General features: G+C 37.8%; 21 protein-coding genes. 5 read left to right on the forward strand and 16 right to left on the reverse strand.

Features of this window, described 5'->3' with window-relative positions:
• Positions 1 to 194: 194 nt before the first annotated feature.
• The 3 genes from LPB89_RS11840 (at position 195) to LPB89_RS11850 (ending at position 5,192) form a co-directional block, all read left to right on the forward strand.
• Positions 195 to 1,481, forward strand: coding sequence for an anthranilate synthase component I family protein (locus LPB89_RS11840; RefSeq protein WP_230702005.1), 1,287 nt, complete (start codon positions 195 to 197; stop codon positions 1,479 to 1,481).
• A 304-nt stretch (positions 1,482 to 1,785) separates the two neighbouring features.
• On the forward strand, positions 1,786 to 3,096 hold the full coding sequence (gene tilS / locus LPB89_RS11845; protein ID WP_230702006.1) for a tRNA lysidine(34) synthetase TilS: 1,311 nt from the start codon (positions 1,786 to 1,788) through the stop codon (positions 3,094 to 3,096).
• Positions 3,096 to 5,192 (forward strand): cytochrome c biogenesis protein CcdA, encoded by a 2,097-nt coding sequence (locus LPB89_RS11850; protein ID WP_230702007.1) that lies wholly within the window; start codon positions 3,096 to 3,098, stop codon positions 5,190 to 5,192. The genes tilS and LPB89_RS11850 overlap by 1 nt, the downstream gene beginning before the upstream one ends.
• Before the next feature lie 177 nt (positions 5,193 to 5,369).
• On the opposite strand, the gene LPB89_RS11855 is transcribed toward LPB89_RS11850, so the two are convergent.
• The 3 genes from LPB89_RS11855 to LPB89_RS11865 all read right to left on the reverse strand — a co-directional run bounded on the left by LPB89_RS11855 (position 5,370) and on the right by LPB89_RS11865 (position 11,373).
• Positions 5,370 to 6,686, reverse strand: a complete 1,317-nt coding sequence (locus LPB89_RS11855; protein WP_154342423.1) for an ammonium transporter — start codon at positions 6,684 to 6,686, stop codon at positions 5,370 to 5,372.
• A gap of 339 nt (positions 6,687 to 7,025) precedes the next feature.
• A complete protein-coding gene (locus LPB89_RS11860) occupies positions 7,026 to 8,333 on the reverse strand; it encodes an amidohydrolase family protein (protein ID WP_230702008.1) in 1,308 nt (435 codons plus the stop codon).
• 43 nt (positions 8,334 to 8,376) lie between these two features.
• Positions 8,377 to 11,373 (reverse strand): amidohydrolase family protein, encoded by a 2,997-nt coding sequence (locus LPB89_RS11865; protein WP_230702009.1) that lies wholly within the window; start codon positions 11,371 to 11,373, stop codon positions 8,377 to 8,379.
• A 129-nt stretch (positions 11,374 to 11,502) separates the two neighbouring features.
• Between LPB89_RS11865 and LPB89_RS11870 the strand changes: the two genes are divergently transcribed.
• Together LPB89_RS11870 and LPB89_RS11875 are read left to right on the forward strand one after the other, a co-directional pair.
• The gene (locus tag LPB89_RS11870) at positions 11,503 to 12,480 is read left to right on the forward strand and encodes a Gfo/Idh/MocA family protein (RefSeq protein WP_230702010.1); all 978 of its coding nucleotides are present in this window, start codon (positions 11,503 to 11,505) and stop codon (positions 12,478 to 12,480) included.
• A gap of 75 nt (positions 12,481 to 12,555) precedes the next feature.
• Positions 12,556 to 14,091: a YifB family Mg chelatase-like AAA ATPase gene (locus LPB89_RS11875; protein WP_230702011.1), complete on the forward strand. Its 1,536-nt coding sequence runs from the start codon at positions 12,556 to 12,558 to the stop codon at positions 14,089 to 14,091.
• Positions 14,092 to 14,185: 94 nt separating this feature from the next.
• Here LPB89_RS11875 and LPB89_RS11880 read toward each other — a convergent pair whose 3' ends face one another.
• The 13 genes from LPB89_RS11880 to LPB89_RS11940 form a co-directional block, all read right to left on the reverse strand.
• Complete coding sequence (locus LPB89_RS11880) at positions 14,186 to 14,860, reverse strand: GNAT family N-acetyltransferase (RefSeq protein ID WP_230702012.1); 675 nt, start codon at positions 14,858 to 14,860, stop codon at positions 14,186 to 14,188.
• Between the two features lie 24 nt (positions 14,861 to 14,884).
• Positions 14,885 to 15,730: an alpha/beta hydrolase gene (locus LPB89_RS11885; RefSeq protein ID WP_230702013.1), complete on the reverse strand. Its 846-nt coding sequence runs from the start codon at positions 15,728 to 15,730 to the stop codon at positions 14,885 to 14,887.
• A 10-nt stretch (positions 15,731 to 15,740) separates the two neighbouring features.
• A complete protein-coding gene (locus LPB89_RS11890; RefSeq protein WP_230702014.1) occupies positions 15,741 to 16,268 on the reverse strand; it encodes a hypothetical protein in 528 nt (175 codons plus the stop codon).
• Between the two features lie 215 nt (positions 16,269 to 16,483).
• The gene (locus tag LPB89_RS11895) at positions 16,484 to 16,852 is read right to left on the reverse strand and encodes a nuclear transport factor 2 family protein (protein ID WP_230702015.1); all 369 of its coding nucleotides are present in this window, start codon (positions 16,850 to 16,852) and stop codon (positions 16,484 to 16,486) included.
• Between the two features lie 75 nt (positions 16,853 to 16,927).
• Positions 16,928 to 18,520, reverse strand: coding sequence for an ABC-F family ATP-binding cassette domain-containing protein (locus LPB89_RS11900; RefSeq protein WP_230702016.1), 1,593 nt, complete (start codon positions 18,518 to 18,520; stop codon positions 16,928 to 16,930).
• Positions 18,521 to 18,710: 190 nt separating this feature from the next.
• Positions 18,711 to 19,136 (reverse strand): DoxX family protein, encoded by a 426-nt coding sequence (locus LPB89_RS11905; protein ID WP_230702017.1) that lies wholly within the window; start codon positions 19,134 to 19,136, stop codon positions 18,711 to 18,713.
• Between the two features lie 92 nt (positions 19,137 to 19,228).
• Entirely contained in the window at positions 19,229 to 19,729 is a 501-nt protein-coding gene (locus tag LPB89_RS11910; RefSeq protein ID WP_230702018.1) for an SRPBCC domain-containing protein, read from the reverse strand.
• A gap of 52 nt (positions 19,730 to 19,781) precedes the next feature.
• On the reverse strand, positions 19,782 to 20,285 hold the full coding sequence (locus LPB89_RS11915; RefSeq protein ID WP_230702019.1) for an SRPBCC domain-containing protein: 504 nt from the start codon (positions 20,283 to 20,285) through the stop codon (positions 19,782 to 19,784).
• Entirely contained in the window at positions 20,275 to 20,601 is a 327-nt protein-coding gene (locus LPB89_RS11920) for a helix-turn-helix transcriptional regulator (protein ID WP_230702020.1), read from the reverse strand. Before LPB89_RS11920 ends, LPB89_RS11915 begins: the two co-directional genes overlap by 11 nt.
• A gap of 147 nt (positions 20,602 to 20,748) precedes the next feature.
• Positions 20,749 to 21,930 carry a hypothetical protein gene (locus LPB89_RS11925; RefSeq protein ID WP_230702021.1) on the reverse strand — a complete coding sequence of 394 codons (1,182 nt, stop codon included), beginning with the start codon at positions 21,928 to 21,930 and terminating at the stop codon, positions 20,749 to 20,751.
• Between the two features lie 209 nt (positions 21,931 to 22,139).
• On the reverse strand, positions 22,140 to 22,736 hold the full coding sequence (locus LPB89_RS11930; protein ID WP_230702022.1) for a hypothetical protein: 597 nt from the start codon (positions 22,734 to 22,736) through the stop codon (positions 22,140 to 22,142).
• A complete protein-coding gene (locus LPB89_RS11935; protein WP_230702023.1) occupies positions 22,736 to 23,095 on the reverse strand; it encodes a hypothetical protein in 360 nt (119 codons plus the stop codon). Before LPB89_RS11935 ends, LPB89_RS11930 begins: the two co-directional genes overlap by 1 nt.
• A 583-nt stretch (positions 23,096 to 23,678) precedes the next feature.
• Positions 23,679 to 24,128, reverse strand: a complete 450-nt coding sequence (locus tag LPB89_RS11940; RefSeq protein ID WP_230702024.1) for a hypothetical protein — start codon at positions 24,126 to 24,128, stop codon at positions 23,679 to 23,681.
• Positions 24,129 to 24,183 lie beyond the last annotated feature (55 nt).

Genomic DNA, 24,183 nt, shown 5'->3' on the forward strand with positions numbered 1-24,183 from the left:
AAGGTTGATTAATAAGGAAGTGATTTACACGATGTAAATACTTTTTTTGTTATAGCATAATTCTGTATCAGATGGCGGAATAAGTTTATAAGGTTGTTAATCTCGTGTACTAAAAAGCGTGCCAATAATTTTTAAGGATTATTTTATTGAAGGATTTTTTTTGTCGTAATTTTGAAGCCTAAATTATACCACATTTGAGAGTTACAATCCATAAACATATTGCAGATCCGGAGCCGTTTAAACAACAGCTTTTAACCTGGTCGCAACAATTTCGGGAGATTGTCTATTTGGATAGTAATTCCTATCCGCAAGAATATTCAAGTTTCGATTGTATGCTTGCCGTAGACGCTTTTACGTCTTTAAAAACCGATTTTCATAACGCTTTCGAAGATTTAAAACAATACCAGTCCAATACAAAAGACTGGCTCTTTGGGTATCTTGCCTATGATTTGAAAAACAATGTAGAGCACTTGAAATCCGCTAATTTTGACGGATTGAATTTTCCGGATTTATTTTTTTTCCAGCCTAAAAAAATATTTATCCTCAAAGGAAACGAACTCGAAATTCAGTATTTGTTTGTTTGTGATGATGAGGCAGAAGAGGATTTTGAAGCAATTACAGAGACTCAGTCTGATGCTTTTGAAACACGGAGCAAAATCCTGATTCAACAACGAATTTCAAAGGAATTTTATATCGAAAAAGTCACAAGAATGCTGGAGCACATTCACGTCGGTGATATGTATGAAGCCAATTTTTGTATGGAATTTTTCGCTGAAGATGCGATTATAAATCCGCTGGAGAAATTTCAAAAACTGAATACGATTTCGAAGGCGCCATTTTCGGTTTTTTTTAAAAACAACAAACAATTTTTACTTTCGGCATCACCGGAACGTTACATAAAAAAATCAGGAGACGCCGTCATTTCCCAACCGATAAAAGGAACCTCAAAACGATTTTCCGATCCCGTTGCCGATGAAGAATCAAAACTGGCACTGGAAAACGATGCCAAAGAACGCGCCGAAAACATTATGATTACCGATCTGGTCCGGAATGATTTATCGCATACTGCCCAAAAAGGTTCCGTTGAAGTAAAGGAACTCTGCAAAATCTATTCGTTTTTGCAGGTACATCAGATGATTTCGACCGTAACTTCAAAGATAGATCAGCAATATGCACCTGTGGATGTTTTAAAAACAACTTTTCCGATGGGAAGCATGACGGGCGCACCAAAGATTTCGGTCATGAAAATCATTGAGAACCTCGAAGAGACCAAACGGGGATTATACAGTGGTGCTGTGGGTTATTTTACACCGGACGGCGATTTTGATTTTAATGTAGTGATCAGAAGTATTCTGTACAACCAGGAAAATCAATATGTTTCTTTTTCAGTAGGAAGTGCTATTACATCCCAGTCTGTTCCTGAAAAAGAATACGAAGAATGTCTGCTGAAAGCTAAGGCAATGCATGAGGTTTTGCAGTAAAAGGTTGCCACGAATTGCACGAATTGGCACGAATTTTTTTACCACTCCCGATGGTTACTGGAACAGATTGAGCAGATATTTTGCCACAGATTACAGGATTAAAATGATTTAAAAAAAATCTGCCCAATCTGCAGAATCTGCGTGAATAAATAATTAGCGCAAATTCGTGCAATTCGTGACAAAAAATATGCTCAATCTATGATGATAAATAATTCGTGCCAATTCGTGCAATTAGTGGCAAAAAAAAACAACGCTTAACATTTCATTTAAAAATAGATTAAATTTAATTTTTTACATTTATCGAATGTTTTCAAAATTTCAAAATCATCTCATTTCAGAATTTCCCTTTTTGGTAGAAAAAAAACTATTTTTGGCTGTTAGCGGAGGCCTGGATAGTATGGTTTTGTTGCATCTGCTAAAGCAATTACCTTATGAAATCGCTGTTTTGCATTGCAATTTTCAACTTCGCGGAGTAGAAAGTTTCGATGACCAGAGCTTCGTTCAACAGTATTGCGATGAAAATAATATTCCCGTTTTTATCACTCAATTTGACACGGAAGCTTTTGCAAAAGATTATAAACTCTCCACTCAGGTTGCTGCCCGTGAATTGCGCTACAGCTGGTTTTATGAGCTTCTCGAAACCGAAAAGTTCGATTACATCCTTACGGCACATCATGCCGATGATAATCTCGAAACATTTCTTATCAATTTAACGCGAGGCACAGGACTTGACGGATTAACGGGAATTCCGGAGCAGAATGATAAAATTATTCGTCCGCTTTTGCCTTTTTCCAGAGACGAAATTCTGCAATATGCAGAGGAAAACAATATAGAATGGCGGGAAGACAGCAGTAATGCTTCCAATAAATACCTTCGCAATAAAATCCGCCATGATTTGATTCCGGTTTTAAAAGTGATCAGTCCCAATTTTCTGAATGCCTTTCAAAAAACACAATCTTTTTTGCAGGAATCACAGGAAATGGTCGAAGATGCATCGATTATGATCTACCAGCAGGTGGCAAAAGAAGAGGGCGAGGATATTCATTTCGATCTGAATCAGCTTAAAAAGCTGCCGAATTATAAATCATACCTGTATCAATGGCTGAACGAATTTGGATTTACGGCATGGAATGATATTTATGATTTGGTTGACGGACAGTCCGGAAAACAAGTGCTTGCTGACGAATTCAGATTGTTAAAAGACCGGGATAAATTGATTTTAAGTCCGGTTTCGGAGGCTGATGAAAAGGTGGAATATCTAATTACGGAAAAGGATTCAGAAGTTAATTTTCCCTTAAAATTGTGGCTTTGTCAGGTAGATGACATTACAATAGATTCAAATAGGGTTATCTTTGTGGACGCAGAAAAAATCCGGTTTCCCCTGGTTTTACGTAAATGGAATGAAGGGGATGTTTTTCATCCTTTTGGTATGCAGGGAAAATCCAAAAAAGTGGGTAAACTTTTTAAAGATGAAAAATTATCCCTGTTAGACAAAGAAAAAACCTGGATTTTGTGTTCTGATAACCAGATTGTGTGGGTGGTCGGAATTCGTCAGGATGAACGCTTTAAAATAGAAAAGACTACAAATAAAATACTTAAAATAGAACTACAATAATGAACTTTACTCAATCCCGTCAAACGATTACATCAAAAAATGGTTGGAATAAATCCATTGTACTTTTGTTATTTTTCATTTTTGCTTTTGCAAAAGGTAACGCCCAAATTCTTGAACCGGTAAAATGGACTGCCAAAATCGAAAAGAAATCAGGAAGTAATGCTGTTCTGATTTTTGATGGAACGATAGAAAAAGAATGGCATATGTATTCCCAATTTACGCCGGACGGAGGCCCGCTTCCTTTGGAAATTGTGTTTAAAAACCAGAAAGGAAATTATAATTTAGTCGGTAAAGCCAAAGAAGGAAAAACAAAAACGGCCTTTAATGATGTTTTTGGTGTTAATGAAACTTTCTTTGAAGGTAAGGCGCATATCGAACAGGAAATTATAATTACAAATCCAAATCTGAAAACAGTTGATGTAGATTTTGACTTTCAGGTTTGTAAAGAAGTTTGTATCAATTCAAATAAAAAATTCTCGATTCTGGTTCCGTCCTCATTCAAAATGGAGGCCGTTGCTACAGTTTCAGAAGCCAAACTGGATGAGACAATACGACCGGGTTTGGTTGTGGATACTATCGATAAAGCAGTGGTTGCTCCTGCATCGGAAAAAGCAAAAGCAGCGGTTGCACAAACTCCCGATAAAGAAGAGATTCCGGTTAAGGCTCCGCAAAGAAGCTTATGGTCTATCTTTTTTATTGCCTTTTTATCCGGTTTCGCCGCTTTGTTAACGCCTTGCGTGTTTCCAATGATCCCGATGACAGTAAGTTTCTTTACCAAGCAAAGCAAAAGCAGGGCAAAGGGAATTAGGAATGCCATTTTTTACGGCTTCTCAATTATTGCTATTTACGTGATATTAGGTTTGATTGTAACCAAAATATTTGGTGCTGACGCCTTAAATGCATTGTCTACAGATGTCTGGTTTAACCTGATATTCTTTGTGATATTAATTATTTTTGCTACTTCATTTTTGGGAGCTTTTGAAATTATGCTTCCAAATTCATGGGGAAACAAAGTAGATCAGCAGGCTGACAGAGGCGGGATAATAGGAATATTGTTTATGGCTTTAGCGCTGGCGATTGTATCTTTTTCCTGTACAGGCCCAATTGTCGGAACTTTACTGGTTGAAGCAGCTTCCAATGGCGGAATTGCTCCGGTAATCGGAATGTTAGGCTTTTCATTGGCTCTTGCATTACCTTTTATGTTGTTTGCCATGTTTCCGGGCTGGCTGAATTCTTTGCCAAAATCCGGCGGATGGCTGAATACGGTAAAAGTGGTTCTGGGATTTTTGGAATTGGCTTTGGCCTTCAAATTTTTGTCCAATGCCGATTTGGTTTTACAATTGCATTTTCTGGAAAGAGAAGTTTTTATAGCAATCTGGATCGCGATATTCGCAGCCCTGACCTTGTATTTATTCGGAAAAATTACCTTGCCTCACGATAGTCCGCTGCAACATATTTCTGTGGGAAGATTGTATCTGGGATTGCTTACACTGATTTTTACCGTTTACCTCATTCCGGGTCTATGGGGCGCACCTTTGAAACTGATTAGTGCTTTCCCGCCACCTCCGCAATATAGCGAAAGTCCGCTTGGTGTAGGAGGTTCAGGTGTTTCAAATGCCGGTTCAGAAAAAGGTTTGCCCGAAGGAGCGGAATTAGGGCCGCATGGCATAATGGTTTTTCATGATTACGAAGACGGACTGGCCTTTGCAAAATCCATAAACAAACCGATTATGCTGGATTTTACAGGTTATGCCTGTGTGAACTGTCGTAAAATGGAAAATAATGTCTGGTCGGACGAGCGTATTTTACCCATATTAAAAAACGACGTGGTGTTGATTTCCCTTTACGTTGATGATAAAAGAGAATTGCCAAAAAACGAACAGATTAAAACAGCTTCAGGTGATGAAATTATTACGGTTGGCGATAAATGGACCGATTTTATGATCTCAAAATATAAAACGAATACACAGCCTTTATATGTGATAACGGATCTGGAAGGGAAAAATTTAAATACTTCAAAACCTACTATCAGTTATGTTGGTGTTGACGAATATTTGCAATGGCTGAAAGAGGGGATAGGGAATTTTAAGGAGTAAAGAGAATAGAGTAAAGAGAATAGAGTAAAGAGTATAGAATAAAGAGTATAGAATAAAGAGTTTAGATTTTAGAATAACGAGTTTCTTTATACAGGTTGAATTTAATTCAAATAAACAGCCCTCTGGTTTTAATCAGAGGGCTGTTTTGTTTTTTGTTAGTTTGAAAAATTAGATTTCTTACAGGTATTCTCCGTGTTGAGAGATATCTAAACCTAGTTCTTCTTTTTCTTCAGTAACTCTAAGAGGAGTGATTTTGTTTACTACAAAGAATAAGATGTAAGAACCTACGAAAGCAAAGATAGAAACTGCTACTAAAGCAATCAATTGGTTGATAAACAAAGTCGGCGTTCCGAAAATCAGACCTTGGTTGTCTCCAACTACAGGGTTGATGGCTTTTGAGGCGAAAACACCTGTTAGCAGCATTCCTACCATTCCACCAACACCGTGACAGGCAAAAACATCCAGGGCATCATCAATTTTTCCTTTAGGGAATTTGCTTACGACAAGGTTACTTACGATAGCAGCAAAAGCTCCGATGAAAATAGCGTGAGGAATACTTACGAAACCGGCGGCAGGTGTAATAGCAACAAGACCTACAACAGCACCGATACAAGCGCCAAGCGCTGATAATTTGTGTCCGATTATTTTGTCAAGGAAAACCCATGCCATTGCAGCAGCTGCAGCAGCAACAGTCGTAGTTCCTAAGGCTTGTACAGCTAATCCGTTTGAACCTAATGCAGAACCCGCATTAAAACCAAACCAGCCGAACCACAATAAACCTGTTCCTAATAATACATAGGTAATTCTTGCAGGGTTAACTTTTTGAATTTTTCTTTTTCCTAAGAAGATCGCTCCGGCCAATGCAGCCCAGCCAGCACTCATGTGTACTACTGTTCCTCCGGCGAAGTCTAATACTCCCATTTTGAAGAAAACTCCGTCAGGATGCCACGTCATGTGCGCTAAAGGAGCATATATAACTAATATGAATAAAACCATGAATAATAAATACGCCCAGAAACGAACACGTTCTGCAAAAGCACCTGTGATTAAAGCAGGTGTAATGATGGCGAATTTAGCCTGAAATAATGCGAATAACATGAAAGGAATTGTTGGGGCAAGACTCCATGCAGTATTAGTACCGACACCCTGAAAGAATAAGTTAGGAAGCGGGTTTCCGATAATTCCTCCAATCGTAGGTCCAAATGCCAATCCGAAAGCAACTACTACCCATAAAATAGTAACAATTACCATGGCCATAAAACTTTGCAGCATGGTACTGATAACGTTTTTCTTACCTACCATACCTCCGTAGAAAAATCCAAGTCCCGGTGTCATAAGCAGTACAAATGCAGTTGCTACAATCATCCAGGCTGTGTCTCCTGTATCAAACTTTACAGCTTCTGCAGGTATCGGGTTATCTGTTAAGATGAAGTTCGAGACAAAGGTTAGTACCAAAATAGTGATAAGAATCACACTTAAAATAATTTTTCGCATAGTTATTTAGTTTTAAATTTTTGATAAAAATATAAAATCATTCGACACCCCTATAAAAAATAGAGTCTAATGTTTAATTTTTGTTAATTTTTCATTTTAACCCCCATTGTTTTGCATGTATTTGTTAAAATAGATATAAAATTTACAATTTAGTAATCTTCAAATCATCATAAAAGGGTTTTTATATGCTCTGTTAACATAAAGTCGGTATAATAATTCGTAATTTAAGAGTAATAACATCGGTATCTATAATGATCTTATTTAAAATGTAGATTTTTTTCAAATAAAAAGGCGCCAAATGATTTCTCAATGGGCGCCTTACTTTTATGTTTCGTCTGCTTATTTCTGATTGTACTTTGCTTTAAACTTATCGTCTAATTTTGTTTGAAAAGTTTCCAGATTAATGGCTCTTCCCTGGATAAAGGCTGACGTCAGTTTATTTGTTCTCATGTCTAAAGCATCTCCTTCAGAAATAAATAAGGTGGCATCTTTGCCTGTTTCGAGGGTACCGCAGCTCGAATCAATTCCCAGTAATTTTGCTGTATTTGAGGTTATTAACTGTAAAGCTTTCTCTTTGTCTAAACCGAAAGCAGCACAGGTTCCGGCAAGGAATGGCAAATTTCTTGTGCTCATACGCTCATGGTCCCCACTATTTTCAAGACCAACAAGTATACCTTTGTCAGTAAGTATTTTAGCCATTTTATACGGCAGGTTTACATCCTGATCATCACTCGTTGGCATATCATGTACACGTCTAAGTAATACTCCGATATTATATTTCTGTAGAAGATCGGCACATTTATAGGCTTCAAACCCGCCAATGATTACAATCTTTTTAATCTGATTGTTAACCGCCAGTTGTATTCCGTCTGTAATTTGTTTCTCTTCATCTGCATGGATGTAAAGTGTTTGTGATCCGTCGAAAAGGTATTTTGTAGCATCCAAGATTATGTTTTTTTCTTTTGCTGCAGTTTGGTTGTAGGCTTTGGCATTGGCCAGAAAAGCATTTATTTCTTCCACCTGTTTCGGATAATCTTTATTGGGTTCCACAATTCCGGGCTCAAACCACGATCCGGATCTTCTGAAAGTAGACGGGAAATTAAGATGAATGCCGTCATTTTCTTTTAAAACAGCATCTTTCCAGCTCCAGGCATCCAGTTGCACTACAGAAGAAGTACCTGATATTCTGCCGCCACGCGGAGTGATCTGCGCGATTAAAATTCCATTAGGGCGCACGGTTTCAACGACCTTTGATTCTGAATTGTAAGCAATAATACTTCTTACATTCGGATTAAAACTCCCAATTTCTTCCTGATCATCCGATGATTTTACGGCATCTATTTCTACCAGACCAAGGGTAGAGTTCGGTGCGATAAATCCGGGATAGATCTGTTTACCGCTGGCATCAATGGTGGTATCATACGCATCAGCAGCAAGTCTGATCGTAGTGGCATCCGCAACCAAAGTGATTTTGCCGTCTTTAAATCCAATGGCACTGTTTTCAATTACAGTTCCGTTGCCTAAGTGTGCCGTGGCATTTAAAATCAAAATTGATTTGGTTTGTTTCTGAGCCGGTATTTGTTGCGCATTTATGGTAAGCGATGCACAAGACAATAGCAGCAATATATAGAGGTGTTTGTTTTTCATTTTATCTGTTTTTAACTTTGAAAATTAGCTGAGGGTGCCATTATTATTGTTCTAAAGTATCGCAGTGATACTCCTTTTTTTCTTTTTTGGCAGGTTTCTGTGTGCTTGCTCCTTTATTTTTCTCCTGTAACATCTGACCAATCAGGAGACTTCTTTCTTTGGCAATAGACAGTTGTTTTTCGGCATCTTTTTCAATATCAAAATAAACAACACCTTCGATAATTGTTTTTTCGGCTTTGGCATAAATAGACAAAGGATTGTCGCTCCACAAGACCACATCGGCATCTTTGCCTGTTTTAAGACTTCCTGTTTTATCGTCAATATGTAAAAGCTTGGCAGGATTCAGTGTAACAAATTTCCAGGCTTCTTCTTCGGAGATATTTCCGTATTTTACAGCTTTTGCCGCTTCCTGATTTAACCTGCGGGACATTTCAGCATCATCAGAATTGTAAGCAACCACTAATCCGGCATTGTGCATGATCGGTCCGTTAAACGGAATCGCATCATTCACTTCAAACTTATAAGCCCACCAGTCTGAAAACGTAGACGCTCCGACACCATGTTCTTTCATTTTATCAGCAACTTTGTATCCTTCCAGAATATGCGTGAACGTATTGACTCTGAAATTGAATTTTTCAGCAACATTCATCAACATCAAAATCTCGGATTCAATATAGGAATGGCAGGTAATAAATCTTTCCTTGTTGAGGATTTCAGCTAAGGTCTGTAACTCCAGATCCACTCTTGGCGCTTTTCCTTTTTTGGAACCCGAATTAAACGTTTTCCAGCTTTCGTCATATTCTTTTGCACGTTGAAAATAATCTGTAAAAACCTGTTCAACTCCCATTCTCGTTTGTGGAAAACGGGTTGGATTCTGAATGCCCCAATTGGCTTGTTTTACATTTTCCCCTAAAGCAAATTTGATAAACTTAGGCTGGTTTTTATATAACATGTCGTCCGGAGCCGATCCCCATTTCCATTTTACAATCGCCGAGCGCCCGCCAATTGGATTGGCAGATCCGTGTAACAATTGGGAAATGGTTACGCCTCCGGCCAAATCTCTGTAAATGTTAATGTCTTCAGAATTAACTACATCCTGAATCGTAACTTCTGCTGTGGAGTTGTGACCACTTTCGTTGACACCCCGGGAAATGGCAATATGCGAATGCTCGTCAATGATGCCGCTCGTAATATGTTTTCCTTTGGCATCAATTATAACAGCTGAAGGATCTGAAAGGTTTTTGCCCACTGCGGCAATTTTTCCATTTTTAATTAAAACATCGGTTTCCGTTAAAATACCTTCTTTTTCATTGGTCCAGACCGTGGCATTTTTGAAAAGCAGGGTTTGTGCCGTTAGTTTTTTCGAATCCCCAAAAGCAACGTTAGGGTAGGTGGTCGGAAGGATTGGATTTGGTTTTTCTGCTTTAATCGTATCTTTTACTTCCGTAAAAAGACTTGTTCTTTTCGCATTCCAGATCAGTTCGCTTCCGTCTGAAAGCACTGCTTTTCCGGATAGGATTTCCGGTTTTTCTACCAATCCGGTTAAACGCGTAAAATTAGATTTAATCGTGTCGCCTGGTTTTAATACCAGAGAAATCCAGTTTTTAGAAAAGTTAAAAGTACTGTTTACTTTTGCAGCGGCTACCGTCGTTATTTCAGATTTCGGGGCTATTTGCGTTCCGTCAATTTTCCATTTATACGTATCATTTCCGATGGTCAGGTCATAGTTACCACGAATATCTTTCACCGTGATATCATTGACTACATATTTGGTTCCCTGAACCCAGTTCTCGTATAGAACGGTTTTTTCATCGAAAATTTCACCGGAGGTAATAACAAAATTGGCATAACTCCCGGTTTTTAAACTTCCGATTTCATTGCTTTTTCCTAAGATCGCAGCCGGAATTGTGGTTAACGATTCTAAAGCTTTCGTTTTATCAAAACCATATTTTATGGCTTTTAATAAATTAGTTTTAAAGTCTTCCGTTTTCTTCAGCTTATCGGTCGTTAAGGCAAAAACAATTCCGTTGTCGGAGAGCACTTTAAGGTTGGCAGGCGCCTGATTCCAAAAACGCATATCGGCCAGTTCGATCTGATTGGATAAGTAAGGATTTGAAACGTCATACGCTTCAGGGAAACTAATCGGAATAATAAATTGGGCTTTCGTATTTTTGATTTCTTCGATTCTTTCGAATTCATTTCCACTGCCTTTTAAAACGTAGTTTAAACCAAATTCTTTGGCAATTTTTGCCGCTCTGAGGCTGTTTAGTTTATCTTCGGCAGCAAATATCTGAACCAGTTTTTCATTGGCCGCCAGTGCTTCGAGTGATAAATCTTTAGTATCGGAATTCCCTTTTTTATACCAGTCCAGATCCAGATACATCTGACGCAGCAGGGCCATCATCCCCATTAAGGAACTCGGATACGCCTGATTGGTTAGGGAACTTCTGGTAAAAGCGAAATGATTGGTAATTTTGTCTGCTATAATTTGTTTGCTGTTTTCTGTGTTATTCAGGGCTACCAACACTCCGGTTCCCTGTGCCACTCCGTCAGAAATATGGGTACCGACAACGCCAAAACCGGCTTTTAATAATTCTTCGGCTTTTGCGGTATCATATTTAAAGGTTTCGTATCCGTTTAATTCAGGACGAATACTTTCATTCCAGTAATAGCCGACTCTTTTGGTATCGTACAAAGGACTGCGGTCGCCGTCAGGATTTAGGTTTCTTTTGGGTTTTTCAATTCCGAAACTGGTATAAATATCAATAAAGGAAGGGTAAATGGTTTTTCCTTCAAGATCTATGGTAATACTGTTTTTTGGGATGGAAACGGTATTTCCTACCGCCACTACTTTGCCGTCCTGAATCAGTAAAGTTCCCTTTTCGATTTTTTGGGTTGGGGAAACATAGATAGTGGCATTCGTAAAAACAGTGTAATTTTTAGTTTTGTTCTGCACGCTTTCATTAACGGGGAAATAATTTTGTGCCTGTGTTTTTGTTAAAAAAACAGAGAAAAAGAGTAAGAGTAAGGCTTTTTTCATAGGTTATTTGATGATTTGATGCTAAAAATATGAAATATATGTTATACTGCTTTTGTTTTTTTTAAAATGTTTTTTCTTTATTTTACACATTATTAGGTAATCCTTTGATTTAGGGCTTTAAAGAATTTTATGACAAATAAGAACAAAATAAAATGGGGGATTATTGGCCCCGGAAATATTGCCGGTCAGTTTGCGACTGATTTGCTATTGCTGGATGATGCCGAGTTGACAGCAGTGGCTTCCAGAAATAAGGAAAAAGCAGCTGAATTTGCCGAAAAATACAACTCTACAAATGCCTATGATTCGTATGAAGCGCTTTTTGCAGACGATCAGGTTGAGATTGTTTATATCGCCACACCACATGATTCCCATGCGGAATTAACGATAAAAGCGTTAGAAAGCGGTAAACACGTTTTGTGTGAAAAGCCAATGGCACTCTCTTATCAGGATGCCGTTCGTATGACTGAAGCTTCGAAGAAGCACAACAGGTTTTTTATGGAAGCCTTCTGGACCCGTTTTATTCCATCTGTTCAGGAAGTGTTGGAAAAAGTAAATCAGGGCGTAATTGGCGACCTGAAAAGCATACAGGCCGATTTTGCTTTTTATGCCGATGAAGCAGCAGGAGGAAGGCTTTTTGATAAAAATCTTGGCGGAGGAGCTTTATTCGATATTGGCGTTTACCCGCTGTTTTTGTCTTATGTTCTGTTAGGGCTTCCCAAAGAAATTACAGCCAAATCTCTTCTTCATAAAAACGGAATTGACTTGCAGACAACTATGCTTTTACAATACGAAAACGCGCAGTCGGTTTTACAGGCTTCTATACTTTATGATGCTGATATGAAAGCTACTATCAGCGGAAATCAGGGCCGAATTGAACTTAATGCCCCGTGGTTTATGGCGGATGGTTATACTGTTTTTAAAGAAGGAAAGAAAGAAATTTTCAGTTTGCCCAATTTAGGGAAAGGGTATGCACATGAAGCTTTGGAATGTCATGCTTGTATTCAAAACCATCAAATCGAGAGTAAGTTGTGGTCGCATCAGAACAGTCTGGATTTGAGTAAAATGGTGGAAGAAGTGAAAAATCAAATCGGTCTTAATTTCAAATAATTAATATTTTTGTAGTAAAAAAGCTATAAATTAAATATTTTTAATTAGTTTTAAAAATATTTAATAAAGAATAGTATGTTGATTAAAGTTTACGGAAGCGCTGTTTTTGGAGTAGAGGCCACAACGATTACCATTGAGGTAAATATAGATAAAGGAATCGGGTATCATTTGGTGGGTTTGCCTGATAATGCCATCAAAGAAAGCAGCTACCGGATTGCGGCGGCTTTGAAGAATAATGAATATTCGCTTCCCGGGAAAAAAATAACCATCAATATGGCTCCTGCCGATTTGCGAAAAGAAGGTTCGGCTTATGATTTGCCGCTGGCAATCGGAATTTTGGTAGCATCCGATCAGATCAAAGCACCCGAAGTGGATCGATACATCATCATGGGAGAACTTTCGCTTGACGGAGGTCTGCAGTCCATTATCGGAGCTTTACCCATCGCCATAAAAGCCAAAGAAGAAGGTTATAAAGGATTTTTTCTGCCGAAACAAAATGTAAAAGAGGCAGCGATTGTTGCCGGGCTGGATGTGTACGGAGTTGAAAACTTACAGGAAGTTATTGCTTTTTTTGAGGGAAAAGCAACCCTGGAACCCACTACGATCGATACGAGAACCGAGTTCTATAAGACACTGGATTTCCCTGAATTTGATTTTTCGGACGTACGCGGACAGGAAAGTATCAAACGTTGCATGGAGATCGCTGCTGCTGGCGGACACAACATCATCCTGATTGGCCCGCCCGGAGCCGGAAAAACAATGCTGGCCAAAAGACTGCCCAGCATTTTACCACCCATGACGTTGCGGGAAGCGTTGGAAACCACCAAAATTCATAGTGTTGCCGGAAAATTAAAAGAAGTTGGGTTAATGAACCAGCGGCCATTTCGCAGTCCGCATCATACGATTTCCAATGTGGCTCTGGTAGGCGGAGGGAGTTATCCGCAGCCGGGTGAAATTTCGATGGCGCATAATGGTGTTTTATTTTTAGACGAACTGCCGGAATTCAAACGGGATGTTCTCGAAGTAATGCGTCAGCCGCTGGAGGATCGCGAGGTTACTATTTCACGAGCCAAGTTTACGGTCACTTATCCGTCTTCTTTTATGCTGGTGGCGAGTATGAATCCGAGTCCAAGTGGTTTTTTTAACGATCCGGGTATGCCTAATACTTCCTCGCCTCACGAAATGCAGCGTTACATGAGCAAAATATCAGGGCCTTTACTGGACCGGATCGATATTCATATTGAAGTGACACCGGTTCCTTTCGAAAAATTAGCCGATGACCGAAAAGCCGAAAGCAGCGTTGAGATCCGAAAACGGGTGACTAAAGCCCGTGAAATTCAGACCAGCCGCTTCGAAGCCATAGAAAATATTCATTACAACGCACAAATGAGCAGCAAGCTCATTCGGGAATTTTGCGGACTGGACGAACAATCAAAAGAATTGCTCAAAACCGCAATGGAACGACTCAATCTTTCCGCCCGTGCTTACGACAGGATCTTAAAAGTAGCACGCACAATTGCCGATTTAGATGATGCTCCAAAGATTATTACCTCGCATATTGCCGAGGCAATTCAGTACCGAAGTTTAGACCGCGATGGCTGGCTGGGATGAGTTTTGATTTTAGATTTTAGAATATAGATTTTAGATTGTTGGAATTTGGATTATTGGAATTTGGAATTTTTTGATTGGAATTTCGTTTGAAAAACTAAACAATATTCCAGAAACTTATTTTTCTTCTCGTTACAAAACCAAGTTTTTCATAGAGATAAATGGCTCCGGTATTACTTTCGACCACATGCAAAAACGGAATTTTATGCTGATCAAAAACAGCGTTTACCACATGCGTTATCAATTGCTTGGCATATCCTTTTCCGGTGTGGTCCGGATGCGTGATAATGGCACTAATTTCCGTGAAATCATTCATTTTCATGCGTTCTCCGGTAATCGCGACTAATTGGCCTTCTTTGAAAATTCCGAAGTAATCGCCCAGTAAAAAGGTTTTATTTTTGAAATATCCGGGCTGCACCAGATTGACCAGTTCGCATAATGCTTCGTTATGTGCTGCGGTAAGCTTCACAATTTCAGCATCAATTGGTAAATCAATTTTCCGGGCAATCACCATTTGAAGGCAAATCAGCTCTTTATTAATTTTTAGGGAAGCGGGAAGAAGCGGTTTTTCGCCAACGATAAAGAAATTCTCTGTCAATGTCGCATATTGCTTTACGGCATCGGCAGTGTTTTTCGGTTCTACAAAACCACCGAAGGGACAATACGCTGGATTGTAAAATTTGACACCATCATAAGCAATGGCAAATTCCTGATGGGTTTCTGCTAAAGCATTCCAAACCGGATTGTCTAATGGATGTTCTGTAGTTTTCATTTTATCGGATTTATAAAAGGTTATCTATTCCTGCACTTTCGGATTAAAGAATTTAAAGGCATTGGAAACCGCAGGATGTAAAATGGTCCCATGATTTTCCTGAGGAAGATAATCAAAGAATACTTTTATGTTTTTGCTTTTGGAAGCTTTGATTTTTTCGGCCAGCAGATTGGCATCTACTTCCATCACTCTTGGGATTTCGGTTGGCGTTAATCCTTCTTTGCCTACTGCAATGTAAACAGCGGTTTCCTGTGGGAAATTCTCCTGAAATAATGGACTGTCCTGACCTAGTATAGAACCATTATTCCACCAGATACTTGGACTAACGATAATATAATGAGTAAAAAGAGTTGGTTTTTTTAATAAGATTTCGGTTTCCAGCAATCCGCCTAAAGATTGTCCGATGATGGTTTTGGAAGCCGTTGTTTTGTATTTTTTATCGATAAAGGGCTGTAATTCTTTTTCGATAAAAGCAATAAATTTATCGGAATGCCCAGAAGTCGCATAACGTTTCTGATCTTTTTCGATGCTGGTTGGAAACGTAAAATCTCTTCTGCGGTCCACAGTGGCAATTCCCACCACAATTGATTTCGGAACCTGATTAATCCATTCGAAACTATTAAATTGTACCAGACCTGCAATGTGAATAAAGTCTTCATCGGCAGAACCATCCAGCAAATAAATTACCGGATATTTTGTGGCATCTTCGGCTTTATAACCTTCCGGAAGATAAATGTTCAGGATTCGATTTTCGCCTAATTCTTTCGACTGTATTTCCTCTATAACCCCGAGGACAAAGGGTTTGCCGGTTTGGCTAAAGAGCAAAACAGAGGTAAAAAGTAAAAAGATGACGGTAAAAAATTTATTCATTTTTTGGTATTTAATGACTGCTGTTATTTTGTATTCTTTTTGCCTGTAGCAGTTGCTCGAGATCGTTGATGCTTTTTTTGCTTTCTGTTTTAAAACCCAGGACAACCATGGCCACTCCTGCAAAAAGCATGACGAAAGGAATAAATATAAAAGGACCTTCTTTAAGGCCGTTATTATACAGTAAAGTGTACAATGTTCCTAAGCTGGCCAAAAAAACGATTCCCAGCCAAATGCACATAAATATTTTGACAAAATCAGGAAGTCCCATTTTTACATCTATTTTTGAACCGCTGATATCGTCTTTAATTTCTCCTTTTATAATGGGTAAAAACGAATTACGGTAGCTTATCGCTCTTTTGAGTTCAAATGTTGGATTACTAATTTTACCAATATAAGGTTTGGAATAGGATATTCTCTGAGTGCCAAAACCAAAAGATTTTTCGGCTTCAATTTCATTTTGAAGATGTACCAAAAGAGCTTCTTTTTTTAATGTGGAATGATAGGCTAATTCTTCAAACGGGAGCAATTTTTTAATCATTTGTTCTTAGATCCTTTTTAGGTTTATTTTTTTTCTGGCGGACTTTTACGTATCGAAAATACAACTTAAAATTGTAATTAGAGGTGAAGTCAATTAAGAACGGGATAAATTTATAACTACAGCTTACTTTTCTATGAAGTCGTAATTATCTGGTCAAAAAAAATCCCAATTCTGTTGAATCGGGATTTTATATAGGAAGGTAGCTGCTTTTGAAATTATTCAAATTTGAGAGAAGCATTTCTGGACATCAGATAAGAAGTCAGTTTTTTGATTTTGCCGTTTTTCATTTCAAAAACATCGCAAAATACAGCGTCTAATATATTTCCGTTTTTCATACTGCCCTGTACGGCGCCTTCGGCAATAACCACATCGTTTTCTTCGACCAGTTTTATAATCTGAATCGTCGGACTGCCGATGAAATTTTCATTTTCAATTTCCTTATCGAAAGCCTCTTTGCCAACATGCTGGTAAATTCCGGGCATCTCCCAGATTACATCGTCTGTTAAACAGGCCAGCACTCTTTCGTGATCGCTTAACCGGAAAGCAGCCATATATTCTTCTACGGTCTCTTTATTTACACTCATAATCAAAATAGTTTGCGATTAAATTTCGGTTCTTATAGTTTTCCATTCAAATTTAAAAAATTAATGGGAAACGTTTTAATTATTAAGATTCATAATATTTTGAATGTTTATTTGCCCGAGAAAAGATTCATCATGTGAAATTACGATTAAAGTTCCCTGATATTCGTTGATAGCGGCAGTCAGGATTTCGATATTCTGAAGGTCTAAATTATTCGTAGGTTCATCGAGGATAATAAGATCCGGAGACTGTTTGTTTAAGGTCAGGCAGCAAAGCATCAGCCGCATCTTTTCACCGCCACTTAAGGCGCTGCAGGGTTTCTCCAATTCGTTTTGAGGAAACAAAAAACGATTCAGCCTCATGCGGATATCGTGTACCAGAAGACCGGAAGTATTGAATTTCTCCGCCTGTTCATAAACTGAAAGCCGGTTGTCGATTAGCGAATAGTCCTGATCGATATAAACCAGTTTTGTTTCCGCTCTGTATATCGTTCCCTGCTGTGGTTCCAAAAGGCCGGTCATTATTTTGATCAGTGTTGTCTTGCCGGAACCGTTTACTCCTTTCAGGGCAAGGCGTTCACCACTTAGGACCTGGAAGCTGAGATTTTCTTTCCAAAGAAATTGTTCTTTATAGGTATAGTTGATATGGGTTGCTGTAAACAGTGTTTTGCCTTTGTGCAAATTAGTATTGTCGAAGTCAAACTTCATCTGATCGGTTTCCGGCAATCCCGAACGCAATTCCTGTAGTTCCTGAGAAATTCCGCCAATTTTTTCAGCATGCATGCTTTTGGTTTTCGAAGTACTGTTTTCGGCATTGTTTCGTAAAGTATTCATCATTATTCTGGAAACACCTGCTTTCTCCTGTTTCTTTTTGCCGCGTGCATCTAACTTTTGCTGACGTTCCAGCGTTTCGCGTTCCTTTTCTCTGGCTTTTCGCAAGGCTTTCTCTTTGCTGTGAATATCCTGGCTTAAAGCATTTTTTTCGATCTGTTTTTGTTCCGCATAAAAGTCGTAATTACCGACGTAAATGGTAATTCCCCGTTTGGATAATTCGTAGACCACATTCAGAAGATTCAGTAATTTTCTGTCGTGGCTCACGATAATCAGGGTGCAGGAGGTGTTTCGAATAAAATCATACAGTAGTAATCTTCCGGCTATATCCAGATGATTACTGGGTTCATCCAGTAAAATAAGGTCAGGCTGGTGAATTGAAATTCCGGCAAGGAAAATTTTGGTTTTCTGGCCGCCACTTAAATTTTCAAGCTTTTGGGTCAGATCTAAATTTTCTAATTGCCAGTATTGTAATGCTTCCCGGCAACGTTCTTCAATTGTCCAGTCATCATTCAGGATTTGGAGATTGGTTTCGGTTACGTTTCCGTCCAGAATTTCCTGGAGAGCGGTGAGTTTGTCCTCAATTTTTAAAGCCTGTGAAATAGTGAGATGATTGAACTGTCCAAAAATCTGAGGCACATAATAAGGTTCGGAATCTGATTTAACCACACCGGCTGAGGGTTGTAATTCTCCCGCAATGATTTTTAATAAAGTGGATTTTCCAACGCCGTTATTGCCAATTAAGGCAATTTTTTCCTGATGGCTGGCTGTAAAAGTAAGGGCATCAAACAGTAATTCCCTGTTGGAATGCAGGTATGAAATGTTTTGTAAAGTAAGCATAATTTCTTCTTTAGGAGTGAATAATCACAGCAAACCACATTGGGTTTACCATCTATTTTCGGGAAGAAATTACATTTCACATACAATTAATTGTTTCGTTTTTACGCCTGCAAATATACAAATGTTTTCTAAAGCTTGCAAAAATGTGGGTTAAGCAGTTTTTACAAGCTTTAGAAAAATAGTATTTATTTTAGTTTTTAGCAATTAGTGTATCAATTTCGAGGTACTTTTCTTTTAACACACTCAAAGCAAAACAAGCGGCTGCGCCTGTAAAAACCGAGTAGTCCAGTGGAGCTTTTATTCCGATAGTAAACGTCATGGAAAGACCAAAAAGTAATAATAAGTAACCACTAAGCTTGGCAAACAACTCCGTTTTAAAACCTATTAAAAGAAAAACCGCAAAAATGATTTCAAGAGCTGTGGCGATGATGGCAACCGGTTCTAACAAGCTTTCAGGAACCAGAGGATTCAGGACTTTTGTATAGGCAAGAAAGTTTTCCCAGTTTCCCCAGGCGGAATTTTCTTTACTCCAAAATCCAAAACGGTCTGCTACAGCAGAAAGGAAGCCAGCCGAGATAGCCAGCCGTAAAAAGACTTTAACTAATTTTGAATGCATCTAATTGGTGTTATTAAATTAGTATGAAGCCGTCCCTGTTCAGGACGGCTCTGTCTTTTAAAAGTATTATTTATATTTGATTTGGCAAAAATTTACTTTGCCTCTTCAAAAATTTTATCCAGACCCTCCATTGCAATGGTAAATCCTTCTTTGAAGCCCATTTCGATAATTTTTTCCAGATCGGATAAGTTATCATGTTTAATGGCCACATCAACAATAGTAGAACCGCCCTGCTCAGAAAAAGTAACATTCCAGTCCGAACGCGGAAAGTCTGTATTTAAATTTCCTTCAGCATCAGAAAAGGCATCCAGGTATTTAAAGTTCGTTTTCGGACTGATGGAAGTGAAATCAGCTATTGCCCAGTGTTCTTCGCCCTGCGGTCCAAGCATCGCATAAAGTCTTCGGCCGCCGACTTTAAAATCCATGCTTTTTGTTTTAGATTTCCAGGGAGCGGGAGCCCACCATTGATCCAGGATTTCAGGTTCTGTCCAGGCTGACCAAACGTTTGCAACCGGAGCATTAAATTCTCGTTTCACATTAACGGTACTGTTTTCTTTATCTACCGTAAAATTCATTAAAAGATTATTTTTCATTTTAGTTCGCTTTTAAATTTATAATAGTAACATGAGATATTTAGAGAAGAAATTATTTGTTTTTTTCATCCAGTAATTTATCCAGATTTGTAAGGATAAGTGCAAATCCTTCTTTGAAACCTGTTTCAATTATTTTTTCTAATTCAGCCAGGCTGTTTCGTTTAATGGCAATAGCAACAATAGTCGAATCGCCTTGTTTGGAGAAAGTCAGATCCCAGTAAGAACTTCCGATATTTGGATCCGGATTCGATTCCGAATCACAGAAAGTTGAGGAATGTTTAAAATTGGTTTTCGGAGAAATGGAACTGTACTCAAAAAAACTCCATTTTTCCTGACCTTCAGGACCAGCCATGGCATACAATCTTCGTCCGCCAACTTTAAATTCCATGCTTTTTGTTTTAGACGTGAATGGGGCAGGAGCCCACCATTGGTCTAATAGTTCAGGTTCGGTCCAGGCCGACCATACATGGTCAAGTGATGCGTTGAACTCCCGTTTGATGTGTACCGTGCTGTTTTCTTTGTCTACGGTAAAATCCATTAAAAGATTACTTTCCATTTTCTTTAGCTTTTAAATTCATTAATACTTGATCCAGTTGACTGAAACGGCTTTCCCAAATTTGTTTAAATTGTTCCAGCCATTGATCTATTTCCTTCATTTTGTCAATTTTAAGTTGATAGTAAATTTCCCTTCCCATCTTTTTTTCCTGCAGTAATTCACACTCATTAAGGATTTTAATGTGTTTTGAAATCGCCTGACGGGTAGTGTCAAATTGTTCCGCAATGGCATTTGGGGTCAGTGCAGTAGACGAAATCAATACTAAAATCGCCCTGCGTGTCGGGTCGGCTATGGCCTGAAAAATATCTCGTTTCATTTTGTTTTTATTTTAATGCGCAATCAATCAGTTGCAAATATATGCAACTTTTTGGTTTCGCGTTGTGTTTTTTTGATTTTTTTTATAACAGGCAAAAAAAATCCCACCTGCTTGTGGCAAATGGGAGGAAAGTAATGTGTTTGTATCTTACCTGAATCTGTTTCTGACAATGATGTCCTTGAGTTTGGCTTTTAAATCTTCTCCGGTATCAAAAACCATCTGTTCGTTATTCGGAAACGGAACGGCGCGTTTATTAAAATAGCCCAGATAGCTTTCGTCGGAGGCGTTTCTGTCACCACGATAGGTCGAATAAACGTTTTCAAAAACAAACTCGCTGGCGACAGGAAAAGATTGTAGCAAATGATTGGTTTTTAAATCCAGGTAATCTACTTTGGCCGTTATCTGGCAGGCTTTGTATTGTCTGTATTCGTAAATATTGATTTTGATGGTCTTAAAATTATCGACTTTTACAGGACGCCCCAAACTGTCTTTCACCGGATTTCCCCTGCTGTCGAAAAGTGTTTTTACGCCATCTTTAATTTGTTTTTCCTTAATGAATTCCTTCTCTTTAATTTGTTCCGGTGAAATGTAGATTTCCCTGAAATTGAGAATTAAACCATAATCGTATTTGACATTTTTTTGTTTGACGCTGTGGTAAACCGTCCATTTATCATTTAATCCGTAGGTGCTGAAATCTAATAAATCATTCTGCAATTGCTTCGGAATAATCATTTCTGTTTCGTTTGTGGCGTATACATTCACAAAGTCGGTTCCTTTAAACTGCGCGTCGTCCATCAGTTTTTTGGCATTCTTATAATTCGGATTAATGCTTTCGATATACGCCAGATCATCGTATGCTTTTCTGGAATCGAGTTTGTTTGTTGACTTTAAAAGCACTACTGCATTATCGTACAAATATTTGGATAGAGCATTTTTACTGCTTATAATCTTGTCGGTATAATTGTCAAACGGAAACTGCGCATTTTTGCCTTGTTTTAATAACTGAAGCGGCAATAAAGGCCTGATTTTTTCCTGACGGTTAGCAAGCTGCACATACGTATTGTAAATGCGTTCGAGATTAGCCGGATTTTTTTCCTTTTCCATCAGCTCAAGACTTCTTAAATCGCGGTCTTTGGCTTTGGCGAAAGCTTCTTCGAGCAAATACACATAATCCTGTTTTCCTTTGGAGTCTTTTTTGGTTTTCAATGCGTCTACGGCACGGTCTATGGCGCCATCATAATTGCCATCGCTTAACAGGGACTGCGTAGTTTTTACGCCACACGAAAATGCAAGGAACAGGATAGAAACGAATAAAGTAATTTTTTGCATAAGGCTTGCTTTTGAAGGTGTAAATATATCTGTTTTTAGCTAAATTCACACCCTGCAGCTTTTAAATTTACGGAGCAGTAATTTTTGTTTTCAATACGACCATCTGTCCCGCTTTCGCCTTTATCTCTCCATTTCATTACGAGGATACCGGCTCTATCGGGGCTAGAGTAGGAGGTTTAGTTTTTACCAGAACTTTAGATTGGGAGTTTTTATTTAATAGTAATCCAATCTGATTTTATTTCTGTATTTGAATCATTAAATTCTCCAATTGGTTCATTTTCACCAGTCATAAGTATAAATTCCCAATTATTTTTTTCATCTTCTATAAATTGCCAGTCCATCATTAAATTTTGAACAATTTTAGTAGTTGGGTATTTTTTTTGTATTTCTGAAACGGTAGATTTTGGATTTAGTCCATTAGAGGTCTTTAGGTTTTTACTTAAGGCAACTATAGCCAGTATTTCTTTAGAATCCGCTTTAGGAATAAGACCGATAATAAATTCATCATCTAATGAATATAGATACGCTTTTCCACCGCCATCAAAACCAAAATCATAGGCTTCTGCCTCTTTTTTAGTTAATTGTTTTAGCAATTTTTCAGCCTTACCAAGATCCATTCCGACTTTGATTTCTCCTACCTGTCCTTTTGATATTTTAAATTTTTCAAAATCAAATCGATTAGCTTCCTTTATGTGTAATTCAACTTTTGAACTTTTGGAATTTGTGTTTTCAATTTGTTTTTCCGTTTTGTCTTTACAAGAAAATTGAAGTATAACCAGAATTAGTAATGACAATTTTAGTTTCATTATTTCCTGCTTTTTATCTGATACGCAATTTCCCAAAGAAGAACCGAAAAAACAGCGTTTGCCATCAAAGCGGTTTTAACGCCATAGGCATCATATTGTGAAAACAAATGTAAATCCCCAAACTTTAAAGCCAGGAATAAGGCTAAAGCTGCAATGACAAGGGAAGAAAGAATACTTAACAAAGGCTGCCACTTTAATACAAAAAGAGAAAAAATAATATTGATCACGAAAAACCCACAGCCTAAGGTTATAAATCGGTGGTCTTTTAATTTTTCGCCCAGCAAGAGTAAAAATGAAGTCGAAAAACTATAGGTAAGAAATAATATGGAATAGATCAGGAATCGGATTTGTAGTTTCATTTTGATGTTTTTTTTGTAAAGTTACTTAAAAAGAATAAAGCTTGGTTTTAGAACATCTTTTTTAGTTATTGATTTCGATATGAAATTCCTGTCTCCTCGTCAAAAAGTTTGTATCTATAATTAGGTAGCTGATCTCATAATCCATTCACGAATTCCAAATAATATAAACCAAATGGGAACTATCTGAAAACCTAAATTTTTATACCAGATTCCTTTTGTTTCAGTAATTAAAATATAGCTTAATAAAAAACCAAATAAAACTGAAATTATACAAGTATAGGAATAGACAAATTTTAAAATTACACCATTTGATTTAAGAAGAGAATAAAGCATTGAAATGATAAATGTTACAAAGATTAAAGTTATTATAATTGCAATATATAATGGTCTCGAATTGCCTTCACTGTAAATCGCAAATGAAAAAATTAAAGAAAATAAAATTTTTGTAAGTTGCCAAAAGTAGAATGACTTTTCAAAAAATAGCTTAAAGTTTTTTAAAATTGATTTCACAATAATTGTGTTTTTATATGTTAGGCTTTTTTACTAATTAATGAAAAGCCATGTTAAGATTTAAGCCATTTGCTTATTGTAAAATCGCATCAATTTTGGCTTCTGATTTTTCTTTGATCTTGCTGTTCGGACGAAAACTCCAGATGATCAGAAATTTTCCTTCTGCAAGATATTCTTCCGGATGCTCGTCTGTTGGTTCCCCGTCTTTTCCCCAGAGCATTCCCTGCAGGAATCGATCTCCTTTGAATCTGTTTTCAAATTCAAAATACATGATAGAACCACTGTCGGTTTTATTTTTGAAACTTTGAACGGCTTTACTTTTTAAGACTCCCGTCATATTGCTGTACGTTTCAATATCAGTATAAAAAGTGCAGGCCTGAGGAGAAACACAAATGTGACCATCGCTTAAAGTATAACCTTTGGGGATTTCTTTAGGTTTTAGTTTTAAATCAGCAAGGGTCTGACTGAAAATAGTAGTAGTGAGTAATAGGAATAATAGCGATAGGGGAATCGTGATTTTCATGGGTTTTTTGGTTTTAATTTTGTGAATATTTACCCAGACGAAAATACGAATTAAA

The sequence above is a fragment of the Flavobacterium sp. ENC genome, assembly GCF_020991415.1.
Taxonomy (GTDB): domain Bacteria; phylum Bacteroidota; class Bacteroidia; order Flavobacteriales; family Flavobacteriaceae; genus Flavobacterium.